Genomic DNA, 13,499 nt, shown 5'->3' on the forward strand with positions numbered 1-13,499 from the left:
CAGCCACCTCGGACGGCGGTCCCTGAGCCTGTCGAAGGGTGGTCCGTGAGCTCGTCGAAGGGTCAGGCGCGCACGGCGTGCGCGAGGTGGGTGTCGAGGACGCGGCGGGCCTCGGCGACATCCGTGATCATGCGAGACCCTGCGGCCTCGGCGGCGGTGCGCTGGATCGCCTGCTCGCCGCGGATGATCTCGAACGGGCTCTGCCAGTGGTTCCAGTGCCAGCCCTCGTACTCGCTGGACACGGCGCCGCTGTAGCCGTTGTCCACCAGCAGGGTGATCAGGTCGGCGACGGGCACCGAGGGCTCGTTCCCGTTCTCGTCGATGCCGAAGAACTTCCCGTGCACGTGGCGCACCCAGGGCATGATCTCGAGCCAGTCGTCCACCCGAGCCGGACCGAACAGCCCCGTACCGTTGATGCCGAAGTCGATGCCCAGGTCGGGCCGACCGTGCTGGTGCGCGAGGCCGATGAACCGGCCGAAACGCTGGCCGTGGTCGGCCTGGTCGGCGGGCGGACCCTGCTCGTAGTACTCGTCCCACAGGGCGACGACCGCGGCGAGCAGCTCCTCCGACGCGCCGCGTCGGCGATACGCCTCGATGAGCGATGGCGCGAAGCCGGTGACGGTGGCGCCCCAGTCCATCGTGAAGGCGAGGAAAGGCGAGCCGACCTTCTCGTAGCGGTCGCGCAGCGCCAGGATGCGCGGGTGCGAGGCGTACTGGTCGGCGTGCACCTCGAGGGCGAGCGTGACACCGTATTCCTCGGCGATGGGGGCGAGGGCCTCCATCGACTCGGGCGTGATCGAGATCTGTACGCGGGCGATGGGGAAGCCGAGCTTCGCCGCCGCCGCGATCTGCTTGCGCATGTAGGCGAGGAGCTCGTCCTGGTTCATGAGCGCGTCGGGGCGCAGGCCGATGTCGGCGTTCACCGCGAGCGAGGTGCGGACGAGCCCCACCTCGTCGATGAGGTCGGAGAACCGGCCGGCGAAGTGGTCGTCGATCTCGGGGAAGCCGCGGAAGCTCGAGAACCCGATGATCTCCAGCCCCGGGCCGAAACCCTCGGCTGCGGTCTTGCGGATGAGCTGGTCGAGGTCGTACTCGCGGCCGTGGAAGGCCCTGGTGAAGCTGTAGAGCGTGACGCCCTGGATAGGCGTCCCCTTCTGCGCGGTCATGCGTCGACCTCCTCGTTCTGGCGGACGGTCATCGTCTTGGTGTCGTGCTCCTCGATGTGCAGCACCTGGTCGTCGGCGATGATGATGTACGGGATGTACAGCTCGAGGTCGACGCGCACCTCGTGCTCCCCGGCATCCACCGCGAGGTCTCCCGAGAGCACGGCGGAGTCGGTGGGGAACCACCACGACCTCGTGTTCGTCTTCATCTCGTCGAAGGTGGACTCGACGCCGTTCAGCTCCCACCGCAGTGACGCGGCGGGCGCCTCGGCGCCGTCGACGGTCAGCGTGGCGCCGGAGATGCAGGATGCCGGAAGGGCCCGGTACCAGGGCAGCCGGACCTCGACGGCGACCCGCCCGTCACGGGCACGCAGCGTGCCCTGTTCGATGATGCGATCCGGAATCACCGGGACCTCCTCGTCGGTGCGGCCGGGGCCGCAGACCACTTTGTCTTGATTTCTACACTCTAATGTCTGATTACTGCATAAGCAAGGATCAGGCGGATGCCGAGACGGCGGCGGACCGCTCCCGCGCGAGCAGGGACGCGATCTTGCGCGCCCCGCGCACGGCCAAGGCGACGGAGGTCACCGTCGGGTTGCACGCGGTCGCGGTCGGGATGACGCCGTTGCCCGCGACGAACAGGTCGGGCACGCCCCAGACCTCGCTGTCGACGTCGCACACGCTCGTGCCGTCGTCCATGAGTCCCATCCGGGTCGAGCCCTGATAGTGCAGCGACGAGCCGAGCGGCAGCGTGAAGGGCCGGTCGCCGACCGGGTCGCCGACCGCCTCGGCAAGCCGCGTGATCTCGCGGCGGGCGCGCTCCACGACCTCCTGATCGCGGTCGGTGAGGCGGTAGTGGATGCGAGGAGCCGGCATCCCGTACCCGTCGACGTGCTCGTCGTCGAAGGCGACGCGATCATCGGCCCGCAGATCCTTCGCGCAGAACAGCCCGAGCCCGACGATCGACCCGGGAACGACCGGGTCGTCCTCGGCGAGCGGGATCGGAGACGCGTCCAGCTGCATGATCTGGCCGTGGAAGGGCATGTCGTCGGTGAACGGCACCCAGCTCACCCCGCTGTACTCGGCGAGACCCGTGGTCGGCGCGTCCTCGACGAGCGGCGGGGTGTCGCGCAGACGCGCGGCGTAGACGACCTGCGCCTGGTCGTTGAGGTAGCGCCCGAGGGCCTCCGGCCGCACGCCCGACGCCCACAGCAGCTGCGGAGTTCGCAGGGCGTCGGCGGCGACCACGACGTACCGCGCGCGGACCTCGTGCTCCGCACCCGAGCGCAGGTCGCGCACGACGACCCCGGCCGCACGCCCGCCCTCGAGGATCACCCGCACGGCGAGCGACTCGTCGAACAGCGAGAATGCCGGATTGCTCCGCGTGACCTCGCCGAGCACGATGTCCGAGCCCGACCACACGAGGCGTCCGTCTTCGCGGCGGTGCACCGCGAGCGGCATCCGCTGCACCTTGGTCCGTTCGACGCGACCGGCGTCGACCGCGGCCGAGAGTCGCTCGCGCACGATCGCACCGAACGGCGCCGCATCGAACGCGTCGGTGGTGACGCCCAGCAGACGATCGGCCTCGTCGAGCAGCTCGTCCAGGTCGTCGACGAACGCGATGCGCTCGCTGTCGTTGGGACGCGGGCAGGCGCCCGTCCAGTGTGCGGCCATCCCGCCCACGTTGCTCGACATCGCCGCCACGGGCATGCCGTCCTCGCCGTCGAAGGCGTACCCCTCCTCGAGCAGGAAGGTCCCCGGTCGCGCTCCGCGCACTCCGGCCCTCGCAGCTCCCGGACTGGCGACCTTCTCGCCGCGCTCCCCCGGCCCCTCCGACGCCACCTGGGCGCGGGCGCGTTCGGCCGGATCGGCGATGTTCTTCACGTGCGCGCCGGGCGGGTCCGACACGGTCGGGCCCACCTCGAACATCGCGATCGTGGTGCCCGGCGCCCGCTCCGAGAGGATGCGCGCGTAGGCCGACCCGGTCGGGCCGCTGCCGACGATGACGACGTCGACCGCTGCGGGGTAGCGCCGGGCGTTCATGCGGCGCGCGCGATCTCGACGACATGGGCGACCGATGCCGCCGAGGCGGTGGTCGGGTAGTACTCCAGACCCACGGGCCCGTCGTAGCCGCCGTCGCGCAGCAGCCGGAAGCGCTCGGTCCAGTCGAGGTTCCCGGTTCCGGGCTCGCCGCGGCCGGGCGCGTCGGCGAGCTGCACGTAGTGGATGAGATCGCCGGCGTTCGCCAGCTCCGCTTCCATGTCCTCGCCCTCGACGGCCGAGTGGTAGATGTCGTAGAGCACCCCGAACTGCGCCGACGCGACGCCGCGAGCGACGTACACGGCCTCGGCGGTGCGATCGAGGAGCGAGCCCGGGTGGTCGACGCGGACGTTGACCGGCTCGAGCACCAGGCCGACGCCCGACCCGTCGATCTGCGCGATCGCCTTCTGATAGATCTCGACGAGCTTGTCGAGCTGCACCTGCCGCTTCCAGCCGCCGAAGCCCGTACCGCTGCCGACGACGATGCGGGGGCAGCCGAGGTCGTGAGCGATCGAGACGCCCTCGTCGAGCTTGCGGAAGAACTCCGAGTGGTCCCACGGCGGGATCATGAACTGCGTGCGCGGCTCGGCGAGCTGCGCCGTGAGCTGCACGCCGGTCTCCTCGAGCGCCGCCTTGAGCGCGGGCAGGTCCTTCGGCGTGGCGGGGGCATCGACGCCGGTGGGACCCCACATCTCGACGGCGTCGAATCCCGCCGCCGCCGCCGCGCGCACGCGGTCGTGGTAGTCCCCGGCCTCGGTGAAGAGGAGTTCGATGTTGGGGGCGAGCTGGTACATGAGGGGTCCTTTCGAGGGACGGGGGCACGACGATCGACGGATGCCGCGCTCCGCGGCATCCATCTGGGCAGGCTCAGCCCGTGAGGCCGGTGTTCCGGCGTCTGGGGGGAGGCCCTACCCCTTCAAGCCGCCCGCGAAGCCCTGGATGAAGCGCTTCTGGGCGAAGAGGTAGAAGGCGAGGATCGGGATCATCGAGACGATGACGATCGCGAAGATCTGGTTCCAGGCCGAGACCAGGGAGCCGATGTAGTAGTACATGGCGACCGGCAGGGTCTGATTGGCCGAGCCGCCGAGGAAGATCAGCGAGGTGAAGAAGTCGTTCCAGACGATGAGTCCCGCCAGGATCGCCACCGTTCCCGTCGCCGGCGACATGAGCGGCAGCACGATCCGGAAGAAGATCTGCGTGCGGGTGGCGCCGTCGATCGTTGCCGCTTCCTCGTACTCGGTGCCGAGACCGCGGAAGAAGCCGGCGTACAGGAAGATGGCGAGTGGCAGCAGCATGCCGGTGTAGAGGATGATCATGCCCCACGCCGAGCCGGTGAGCCCGATCGACCGGGCGCCGATGTAAAGCGGCACGGTGCCGAGCTGCGTCGGCAGCACGATCGCGACGAGGAAGAGGTAGTACACCGCTCGGCTCCAGCGGCGCGTGCTGCGGGCGATCACGTACCCCGTCAACGAGCCCAGAAGAACCATCAGCACGATGCTTCCGGCGGTGATGACGATACTGTTCACCAGGCCCATCACGACGTTGGAGTTGCCCGTCGCAGTGAGCACCTTGAGGAAGTTGCCGAAGTCCGGTGCGGCCGGGGGCGCCAGGGTCGACGACGTGATGACCTCGCGATCCGACTTCAGGGCGGTCGTGACGAGGAAGTAGAACGGCAGCAGGAAGACCAGGGCGGCGAGCCAGAAGAGGAACTCGCGAAGACCTGTCAGTTTCGTGTAGCGGAACATGTCAGCTCTCCTCCGAACGGCCGGCGGTCAGGCGCTGCTGAACGACGGCGAAGGCCAGGATGATCAGGGTCAGCAGCAGCGCGAGGGCGGCGCCGTAGCCGAAGTTCCCGAGGGCGAAGGACTGCTTGTAGACCTGTGTCGCCAACGTCTCGGTCGCGGCGGCCGGGCCGCCGCCGGTGAGCGCCATGATCTGGTCGAACACGCGAAGACCGTTCACGAGACCCAGCGTCGTGGCGATGGCCACCGCCGGCCGGATCGACGGGAGCGTCACGTGCCAGAAGCGCTGCCAGAGGTTCGCACCGTCGATGGCGGCGGCCTCCTCGATCTCCACGGGCACCGCCGCGAGTCCCGCCATGTAGATGACCATCGCGAAGCCGATGTTCTGCCAGACGAGCACGATGAGGATCGTCCAGATGGCCCAGGTGGGATCGGCGATCCAGGCTCGCGCCACCGAGTCCATCCCGAGGCCCCGCAGGATGAGATTGAGCGGACCGTTGTAGTCGAAGATGAACTTCCAGATGTACGACGTGGCTAGCGGGCTGAGCACGACCGGCATGAAGAAGAGCGTGCGCAGGATGTACCGCGACTTGAGCCCGCGGTTCAGCCCGAGGGCGATGCCGAGGCCCAGCACGTTGCTCAGGATCACCGAACCGAAGGCCAGGAACAGGGTGTTCCACAGGGCGCCGAGCTTCGTCGGATCCTGGAAGATGCGCACGAAGTTGTCGAGACCGATGAGCTGGAAGGCACCGATGCCGGTCCAGTTCGTGAAGGCGAAGAAGCCGCCGACGCCGGTGGCGACGTAGTGGATGCCGATGACGAAGGCGATGCCGGGCAGGGCCCACCACCAGTGGCCGAACTTCAGCAGGCCCTTCCGCCGGGGAGTGGGGGCCGAAGCACGACGGCCCCGACGCCGGGGGAGGACGACGCGCTCGGTCTCGGTCCCGGCGACCTCGCCGGCTCGGAATGTGGTGCTCATAACGTCCTCGTCATCCTCGATGGGGTGCGGCTCCGCCGCCCGGTTCAGGGCCCGGGCGGCGGATTCACTCAGTTGCCCCAGGCCGCATCCATGCTCTGCAGCACCTGGTCGATGCTCGTCTGACCGGTGAGCAGGCCCTGGCCGCCCGTCTGCAGCGCCTCGTAGACCGAGGGGTTGGGCCAGACGTTGTTCGGCAGCGGCGTGTACTTCTTCTCCTTGAGCAGGTCGGCGACCGGCTCGTAGATGGTGCCCGACAGATCGAGCGAGTCGAAGGCCGAGACCGGGAGTTCGCCGGAGAGTTCGTAGTAGCGCTGCTGCTGGGCCGGCTCCGCCATCCAGGCGAGGAAGTCCTCGGCGCCCTGCTTGTTCTTGGCCTTCGCGTTGATCGAGAGCGTGTAGTTGGAGCTGCCCAGGATCATCTCCTGGCCGCTCGTGGCCGCCGGGAAGGGCTCGACGGCGAACTCCGCCTCGGCCGGAGCGGCTTTGGCGATCTCGACAGCGGCACCCGAGGGGATGAAGCTGCCGACCGAGGTGCCCTGCGCGAGACCGTTCGTGATGGCGTCGAAGCCGCCGCCCTCGGCACCGGGCTGGAAGCAGCCCGCGTCCTTCAGATCGACGAAGGTCTGCAGCGCGTCCTTCCATCCCTGGCTGTCGGCGAAGGTGACCTCGCCCGCGGCGCGCTGTTCGTTCCAGTCGGGCGTCTCGGAGTAGACGCGGGTGGCGGAGATGCCCTGGATCGTCAGGCCGACGTTGGGACCGGCGGCGCCGGCCAGCGCCAGGAGCGACGCGCCCTGACCCTGCAGTGACGAGCAGGCCGTGTTCAGCTCGCTCATGGTCGTGGGGAACTCGGTGAGCCCCTTCATCTTGAGGGTGCCGAGGCTGGCGACGACCGAGCCGATCGTGAAGTCGAGCGGCTGACCGTAGACCTTGTCGTCGATCGTGTAGACCGACTCGCTGCCGGGGATGATGAGCCCGGTCGCGGTGTCGCCGAGCGGCTCGAGGAAGCCGGCCTCCGCGAGCGGGATGATGCCGCGCGCGTCGCCGGAGCCGGGGGTGGTCTGGATGACGTCCGAGGCGTTGCCGGCCTGCAGCTGCGTGCGGATGGTCTCGCCGTACTTGTCGTTCGGCGTGGGGTTCGTCGTGATCGTGACGCCGGAGTGCTGCTCCATGTAGTCCTTCGCGAGCGTCTCGTACGGGCTCTCGAGGTTGTTGGAGGTGGCGAACGTGAAGGTGAACGAGTTGGAGTCACCGCCCGCGTCGCCCGCGCCGGAGCCGGAACAACCGGCGAGGACGAGGGCGGCGGTTACGGGAAGAGCGAGAAGACCTGCGATCCGCGTGACACGGCGTTGCTGAGTCATGGCCAGCCTTTCTGACGACGTTGTCGGCGAACCCTTCGGTGGGAGCGCCAGTGCTGTGTGATTCAGTATCTGCGGGATGCGCCGAAAAAGCACATAAGTCTTCACGATGTGGCACATAAGGCGGCTCGGCGTTCTGGGCATCGTCTCAGCCGATGCGCCCTAGCCGACGAATAGACGACATTGATACAGTGCGGGAAAGCTATCCGAGCGAAGGATCACGCCGTGGTGACCGATCATGCGACCCTGTCACGCCTCGACCTCAACCTCCTCGTCGCGCTCGACGCCCTCCTGACCGAGCGGAGCGTGACGCGCGCCGCGGAGCGCCTGCATTTGAGCCAGCCGGCCCTCAGCGCCTCGCTCGCGCGGCTCCGCACGCACTTCAACGACCAGATCCTCGCTCGACGCGGGAACACCTACGAGCTCACCCCGTTCGCGGTGCGCCTGACCGACCACACGAGCACGGCGCTGGAGGCCGCCCGACGCGTGTTCGAGAGCCAGGCATCGTGGTCGCCCGCCGAGTCGACGCGCGAGTTCTCGATCTACGGCTCGGACTACGGCTTCGTCACCGTCGGCACCGTCGTCTCGCAGCTCGCCGCCGAACAGGCGCCGGGGGTGCGCTTCCGGTACATGCTGCACAACCCCGGCATCGTCGAGGACGCCGCCAATCGCCTGCGCTCCGCCGACGCGATGGTCATCCCGCATGGCCCGGTGTCGGAGTTGCCGTACATCGACCTCTGGCAGGACGACTGGCTGGCCGTCGTCGCCGACGACAACGACGAGGTCGGCGAGGAACTGACCATGCGCAACCTGGCGGACATGCCGTGGGTGCTGACGTTCCAGTCCCGCTCCGCGTTCACCTCGGCGGCGCGCCAGATCCAGCAGCTGGGCGTCGAGCCGCACATCGAAGTCGTCCTCGAGAGCTTCCTCTCGGTGGGGCACTTCGTCAGCGGCACCCGGCGGGTCGGTCTCGTGCAGTCAGCCCTCGCGCCGCACCTGCTGCGCATCGGCGGCATCCGCGTCGTGCCGCTGCCCTTCGCGGCGACCCCGATCGTGAGCGCGCTGTGGTGGCATCCCTCGCACAACCGCGATCCCGAACACGAATGGATGCGGGGCCTGTTCGCCGAGGCCGGCCGCCGGATCGCCGCGGGGCACGCGCCGCACTGACGCCGCCCGAGCGGATCCGAGACGTCGACCCCGGCTGGGGTCGTGGCATCAGCGATCGTGATGGACGGCATCCGGATGCCGCCGCGCCCATCGATGGCCGGCATCGGCACCCGAGGGCTAGATTCCAAATCAGAACCAACGTACTGATTCTGCAATCGGCCTCGCTCGCGCCGATGTCTGCTCAGAGAGGAGCACGCCATGGCACACCCGTTGAGGATCCTGATCGTCGGCGCCGGGATCGGGGGTCTCAGCACGGCCTCGGCACTCGCCCGGATCGGCGCGAAGGTCGACGTCATCGACGACAAGCCCGAGATCAGCGTCGCGGGCGTCGGCTTCGGGCTGCGCATCAACGGCCTCCGGGCCGTGCGCGATATCGGCATGCTGGAGGACGTCCTCGAGATCGGCCACCCCGCGCCGGGGATCGACAACTACGACGCCGACGGCACCCTCCTCAGCACCATGAGCTACGGCACGCGCGACGAGGGGCTTCCGGGCTGCGTGACGATGTCGCGCATCGCCTTCCTCGAGCTCGCCGCACGCCACGCGCGCGACAACGGCTGTACCTTCCGGATGAGTACGACCGTCACCGACATCTCGCAGGACGACGACACCGCGACGGTCACCTTCGATGGCGGCGACCAGGCCGAGTACGACCTCGTGCTCGGCTTCGACGGCCTGCACTCGCAGATCCGCCGCGACTACTTCGGGGAGAAGTTCGCTCCCCGGCCGGTCGGCGGGGTGGCGTGGCGCGCGGGCCTTCCCAACCGCCGCAAGATCATGCAGCCCATCATCTGCCAGGGCTACGGCGGCAAGATCATGCTCACGCCGCTGTCGGAAGACCTCATGTACATGGTGCTCACCGTGGCCGAGGAGGGCCGCCCGCGCTACGACGCCAGCAAGATGGCGGAGATCATGCACGATCGCGCGGTCGACCTCACCCGCGGGTCGACGTTTCTCTCCGACGCGCTCGACGACCTCCGTCACGCCGAGAACGTCGCCTACACGCCGTATTCGACCGTCTGGGTGCCCTATCCCTGGTTCCGCGGACGCGTGATGATCCTGGGCGACGCGGCGCACACCATGACCCCGTACCTCGGATCGGGAGCGGCGATGAGCATCGAGGACGGCGTCGTGCTGGCCCAGGAGCTCGCGAAGGACCAGTCCCTGCTCGACGCCCAGCTCGAGTTCATGAAGCGCCGCCTCCCGCGCGTACGCGCCGTGCACGAGCGCTCGATCGAGTCGATGCTCGAGGAGTTCGACTCCATCACCGACGAGACCTATCGCGCGCGCATCGATCACCTCCGCCACGACGAGCCGATCGCGAACGAGTACGCGAACCGCCTCCTGCGGATGCCCTACTGAGACCCGAGGAGACGACCGTGTCGCACCCTTCCCGCACCCGAACCCTCATCGTCGACGCCGCGGCGGAGAGCGCCTTCCGTCCCCTGAACGGCGTCGGCGGGGTTCCCGGACCCGTGGACGGCCACCCCGACTTCCCCGACATGACGCCGCTCTGGCGCGAGGCGGGGGTGACGGTCGTCCGCTCGTTCGACTGGGTCTCGCGCCTCGACACGCGGGACAACCCCACGAGCCTGTTCCCCGACTGGAGCGCCGACGTCGACGACCCCGCGAGCTACAACTTCGCGGCCACAGATGAGTGGATCGAGGCGGTGCACGCCATCGGCGCCGAGGTCATGCTCACGGTGGCCAGCTCGATCCCGAAGAACAAGCTCCCCGCCGAGGACGTCGAGCTGTACGGCCGGGTCGTCGAACGCATCGTGCGCCACTACTCCCAGGGGTGGGCGGGCGGACCCGTGAAACCGGTCCGCCTCTACGAGTTCGGCGACCAGCCCGACTTCGGGCCGCTCCACTTCGCGGGGCGACCCGAGGAGTTCTTCGCAATGTACCGCGCGTTCTGCGAGGCCGTGCAGCGCGTGGACCCGTCCCTGACGGTCGGCGGACCCGCGACGGCCTTCCCCCTCGAAGAAGACGCCCCGTACCGCGAGGGCTTCCTCGCCTTCGTCCGCGAGAACGACCTTCCCCTGGACTTCTTCTCGTTCCTCTGGTTCACCGACGGCAGCCGCGATCCGCTCGACTACCGCTACGTGGCCCGCGAGCTGCGGACGCTGCTCGACGACAACGGGTTCACCGAGACCGCGCTGACCCTCAGCTATTGGAACTACCTCGCGGTCCCGAGCAGCACCGCCCCCGCCGCCGAGAAGGGCGCGTTCCAGGCCGCCACGTCCATCGCCCTGCAGGACACCCTGATCGACCACGCCTTCTTCTTCCGCGCCGACAGCGGCCGCGACCCGCACTACGGCTTCGTCGACCCGGGCGGCGTCGGCGACGTCGACGGGCGACGCGATGAGCGCTCCCGCGCGCTCGCCCTGGCCGGACGCGCGCTCACGGGGCGGCGCCTAGCCGTGTCGGGCGGCGACGAATCGGGCCTCGCCTGCGCCGCCGGCCGCGACGGCGACACCGTGCGCGTCCTGCTGGCGAACTACGTCGCCCCCGACAGCGCCCTCGCTCCGCGCGACCAGGACCGTTTCACCTTCCGCATCCCGATCGGCGAGCAGCGCATCGAGCTGGGGCTCACCCTGCCGCCGCAGCGCGCGGAGCTGGCATCCGCGGGAGTCGAATCGGCGCGCATCGAGCTGCAGAACCTCCCCTGGACGGATGCCACCGTGCAGGCCACGATCACCTCGCTGACCGGCGAGGTCGAGGGGCCGCGCCCGGTTGCCGTGTCGGCGGAGGGTACCCTCCAGATGGACCTCGCCCTGGTGCCGCAGTCCGTCTTCCTCGTGGAGCTGACGGCGTGAGGGGCGACGGGGATCGACGGGTGGGAGAGCGATGGGTGCGCGACCGGGCGTGAGCGGCCTCTCCGAGCCCAAGCAGCAGCGCAGCCGCGACTCCTTCGCGAAGGTGTGCGCCGCGGTGCTCGAGCTCCTGCACGAGCGCGGAACCGGCCAGTTCTCGCTCGCGGAGGTGAGCTCGAGGGCCGCGGTGTCCATCGGGTCGATCTACGGCCGGGTTTCCAGCAAGGCGGAGCTGCTGGCGGTGATCCAGAGTCAGGAGTTCGATCGCCTCGACCTCGAAACCGAGGAGCGCGTCGGCGCCGCCGGCGTCGGGGCCGCGAGCTTCGGGCACGCCACGGGAGAGATCGTCACCGCGTACGCGGCGATCCTGCGCGAGAACCGTGACCTGCTGTCGCCGTTCTTCCTCTTGGGCGTGGAGGATGCCCGCATCCTCGAGCGCGGACGGCGCTCCGGTGACGCAGGTCAGGCGGTCTTCCTCCGCGCGCTGCTCGCGGCCGCCGACGAACACCACGTCGAGCTGTCGACGGAGGACGCCCACTGGGCCTTCGAGGTCTTCTACAGCGTGTGCGTGCGCTATCTCGGCCTGGGTGTTATCGCGACCGCAAACCCCCACGAGGTTTACGCGTGGCCCGACCTCCTTCAGCGCCTTGCGCGCACGCTGCACCTCGCCATCTCGTCGGACTGACATCCACGCGCGAGGGTGCGCACCGCATCCGATCGGTCCCGGACACGGGAGCCCCGCGGTGACGCCGCATGCCGGTCAGGACACCGGGACCGCCCGCATCGACGCGCGGATGAGGTCGTGCTGACGCCGCACCAGCAGCAGCGGGTCGACCTCGCCGAGCTCGGCGAAGGCGTGCCCCTCCCACTCGCTCGACCAGAACCCGCGGTAGCCGCCCTCGACGAACACGCGCACGAGCTCGGGGTAGTCGATCGCGGGCTCTCGGCCTGCTTCGTCGATGTCGTAGAACTTCGCGTGCACATGGAGGATCTGCGGCATGATGTCCGCCCACTCGCGCGGGTCGACGTGGCCGTGCATGTTGAAGGCGAGGTGAGCGAACGAGCCCAGCCGACCGGGGTCGAAGTCCCGCCCGCGGAGGTAGCCGAGGAACTCCTGCTGACGCGCCTGCATCGTGGCATCCGTCGCCCAGATCTTCTGCAGCGTCGCGACCGCCTCGTCGTCGAGGCCCGCGCGGCGCACGGCCCGCAGCAACGTCGGCGACATCGCGTGCATCGTCGAGGAGAAGTCGGCGACGAAGCCCAGCAGCGGCGAGTCGAGCTCGGCGTAGGTCTCGCGCACGCGCAGGATCGCGTCGGAGTTCGGGCCCATGGGCGCGTGGATCTCGTACGCGAGCTTCAGCTCGAGGTCTTCGGCGATCGGCAGGAGCCGGCGCAGCAGCTCGGGCTTGGCGCTCTGTATGCGCACGAGCGGGAAGCCGAGCTTCTTCGCCCCCTCGAACATGAGGGCCGAGAAGGCGAACTCCTCGTCGGGGGTCATGTCGCGGTCGCGGCGGCGCCCCATGTCGAGGTTCGCGCCGAACGAACTCTCCACGAATCCATGCCGGTCGAACGCCGCGCGCCACGTGCGCACGAAGTCGTCGCCGACGACCGGGTAGGTCGGCACCATCTGGGATGCCACGATCTCGATGCCCGGGCCGATCCCCAGCTCCGCGACACGGTCGAGCAGGCCGTCGAAGTCGAAGTGCCCTGCACGGAACTCGGCGCTGGCCGAGTACAGCGTGAGGCCGAGCTGGAACGGGTCGTCGTCGGTTGCGGGCGGCGGAGGCGTGACGTCCGACACGAGCGCCGGGATCTCGGCATCCGCGTCGACGACGGTGAGGGTCTTCACGTCGTGCACGACGTTCGGCACGTACATGCCGGGTCCGCCGTCCTTGCCGGGCGCGATCTGCATGTAGGGCAGGCGCAGCTCGCCGTGCAGCACGACGTTGTGGGTCTCCCCGAGGGCGACCGGCTCGTCGCGGCGCGCGACGAGCAGCGGGTGCTCCTGCAGGAACCAGAGCCGTTCGCTCTGTTCCGGCAGTTCGTCGAGCCGGTACGAGGCGTCGCCGAACGCGACGCGGAGGTCGCCGGCATCCACCTGTTCGCCGTCGACGGTGAGCGAGAGCGAGGTCACCGACGACAGCCACAGGCTGCGGTACCAGGGGATCGTCAACCGGAGCGCGAGACCGTCGGGGTGCGCGCGGAGGCTGTCGTCGTGGATGAGTCCGTTGGGCATG

At 69.2% G+C, this 13,499-nt stretch carries 12 protein-coding genes; 4 read left to right on the forward strand and 8 right to left on the reverse strand.

Annotated features, from left to right (window positions below; all coding sequences use genetic code 11):
- Nucleotides 1-62 precede the first annotated feature (62 nt).
- From ACTJJP_RS10685 to ACTJJP_RS10715, 7 genes are all read right to left on the reverse strand, one after another.
- Nucleotides 63-1,166: a sugar phosphate isomerase/epimerase family protein gene (locus ACTJJP_RS10685; RefSeq protein ID WP_440774997.1), complete on the reverse strand. Its 1,104-nt coding sequence runs from the start codon at nucleotides 1,164-1,166 to the stop codon at nucleotides 63-65.
- The gene (locus ACTJJP_RS10690) at nucleotides 1,163-1,570 is read right to left on the reverse strand and encodes a C-glycoside deglycosidase beta subunit domain-containing protein (RefSeq protein WP_440774998.1); all 408 of its coding nucleotides are present in this window, start codon (nucleotides 1,568-1,570) and stop codon (nucleotides 1,163-1,165) included. The genes ACTJJP_RS10685 and ACTJJP_RS10690 overlap by 4 nt, the downstream gene beginning before the upstream one ends.
- 88 nt (nucleotides 1,571-1,658) lie before the next feature.
- Nucleotides 1,659-3,206: a GMC oxidoreductase gene (locus tag ACTJJP_RS10695; RefSeq protein ID WP_440774999.1), complete on the reverse strand. Its 1,548-nt coding sequence runs from the start codon at nucleotides 3,204-3,206 to the stop codon at nucleotides 1,659-1,661.
- Nucleotides 3,203-3,997: a TIM barrel protein gene (locus ACTJJP_RS10700; protein WP_440775000.1), complete on the reverse strand. Its 795-nt coding sequence runs from the start codon at nucleotides 3,995-3,997 to the stop codon at nucleotides 3,203-3,205. The genes ACTJJP_RS10695 and ACTJJP_RS10700 overlap by 4 nt, the downstream gene beginning before the upstream one ends.
- 114 nt (nucleotides 3,998-4,111) lie before the next feature.
- Entirely contained in the window at nucleotides 4,112-4,948 is an 837-nt protein-coding gene (locus tag ACTJJP_RS10705) for a carbohydrate ABC transporter permease (protein ID WP_440775001.1), read from the reverse strand.
- A 1-nt stretch (nucleotide 4,949) separates the two neighbouring features.
- Nucleotides 4,950-5,924: a carbohydrate ABC transporter permease gene (locus tag ACTJJP_RS10710; RefSeq protein WP_440775002.1), complete on the reverse strand. Its 975-nt coding sequence runs from the start codon at nucleotides 5,922-5,924 to the stop codon at nucleotides 4,950-4,952.
- Nucleotides 5,925-5,992: 68 nt separating this feature from the next.
- Nucleotides 5,993-7,282 carry an ABC transporter substrate-binding protein gene (locus ACTJJP_RS10715; RefSeq protein ID WP_440775003.1) on the reverse strand — a complete coding sequence of 430 codons (1,290 nt, stop codon included), beginning with the start codon at nucleotides 7,280-7,282 and terminating at the stop codon, nucleotides 5,993-5,995.
- Nucleotides 7,283-7,507: 225 nt separating this feature from the next.
- Here ACTJJP_RS10715 and ACTJJP_RS10720 point away from each other — a divergent pair, with 225 nt between their 5' ends.
- The 4 genes from ACTJJP_RS10720 to ACTJJP_RS10735 all read left to right on the forward strand — a co-directional run bounded on the left by ACTJJP_RS10720 (nucleotide 7,508) and on the right by ACTJJP_RS10735 (nucleotide 11,947).
- Entirely contained in the window at nucleotides 7,508-8,446 is a 939-nt protein-coding gene (locus ACTJJP_RS10720; RefSeq protein ID WP_440775093.1) for a LysR family transcriptional regulator, read from the forward strand.
- 198 nt (nucleotides 8,447-8,644) lie between these two features.
- The gene (locus ACTJJP_RS10725; RefSeq protein WP_440775004.1) at nucleotides 8,645-9,808 is read left to right on the forward strand and encodes an FAD-dependent monooxygenase; all 1,164 of its coding nucleotides are present in this window, start codon (nucleotides 8,645-8,647) and stop codon (nucleotides 9,806-9,808) included.
- Between the two features lie 17 nt (nucleotides 9,809-9,825).
- Nucleotides 9,826-11,265, forward strand: a complete 1,440-nt coding sequence (locus tag ACTJJP_RS10730) for a GH39 family glycosyl hydrolase (RefSeq protein WP_440775005.1) — start codon at nucleotides 9,826-9,828, stop codon at nucleotides 11,263-11,265.
- A gap of 49 nt (nucleotides 11,266-11,314) precedes the next feature.
- The gene (locus tag ACTJJP_RS10735; protein WP_440775006.1) at nucleotides 11,315-11,947 is read left to right on the forward strand and encodes a TetR/AcrR family transcriptional regulator; all 633 of its coding nucleotides are present in this window, start codon (nucleotides 11,315-11,317) and stop codon (nucleotides 11,945-11,947) included.
- 75 nt (nucleotides 11,948-12,022) lie between these two features.
- On the opposite strand, the gene ACTJJP_RS10740 is transcribed toward ACTJJP_RS10735, so the two are convergent.
- Nucleotides 12,023-13,498, reverse strand: a complete 1,476-nt coding sequence (locus ACTJJP_RS10740) for a C-glycoside deglycosidase beta subunit domain-containing protein (RefSeq protein ID WP_440775007.1) — start codon at nucleotides 13,496-13,498, stop codon at nucleotides 12,023-12,025.
- Nucleotide 13,499: the final 1 nt, after the last annotated feature.

The organism is Microbacterium sp. 22296, assembly GCF_052045385.1.
In the GTDB taxonomy this organism is placed as follows: domain Bacteria; phylum Actinomycetota; class Actinomycetes; order Actinomycetales; family Microbacteriaceae; genus Microbacterium.

Coding starts and splice junctions, on each gene's coding strand:
- ACTJJP_RS10715 (WP_440775003.1), bottom strand. CDS start 7,282: ATGACTCAGCAACGCCGTGTCACGCGGATCGCAGGTCTTCTCGCTCTT.
- ACTJJP_RS10695 (WP_440774999.1), bottom strand. CDS start 3,206: ATGAACGCCCGGCGCTACCCCGCAGCGGTCGACGTCGTCATCGTCGGC.
- ACTJJP_RS10700 (WP_440775000.1), bottom strand. CDS start 3,997: ATGTACCAGCTCGCCCCCAACATCGAACTCCTCTTCACCGAGGCCGGG.
- ACTJJP_RS10710 (WP_440775002.1), bottom strand. CDS start 5,924: ATGAGCACCACATTCCGAGCCGGCGAGGTCGCCGGGACCGAGACCGAG.
- ACTJJP_RS10740 (WP_440775007.1), bottom strand. CDS start 13,498: ATGCCCAACGGACTCATCCACGACGACAGCCTCCGCGCGCACCCCGAC.
- ACTJJP_RS10705 (WP_440775001.1), bottom strand. CDS start 4,948: ATGTTCCGCTACACGAAACTGACAGGTCTTCGCGAGTTCCTCTTCTGG.
- ACTJJP_RS10685 (WP_440774997.1), bottom strand. CDS start 1,166: ATGACCGCGCAGAAGGGGACGCCTATCCAGGGCGTCACGCTCTACAGC.
- ACTJJP_RS10725 (WP_440775004.1), top strand. CDS start 8,645: ATGGCACACCCGTTGAGGATCCTGATCGTCGGCGCCGGGATCGGGGGT.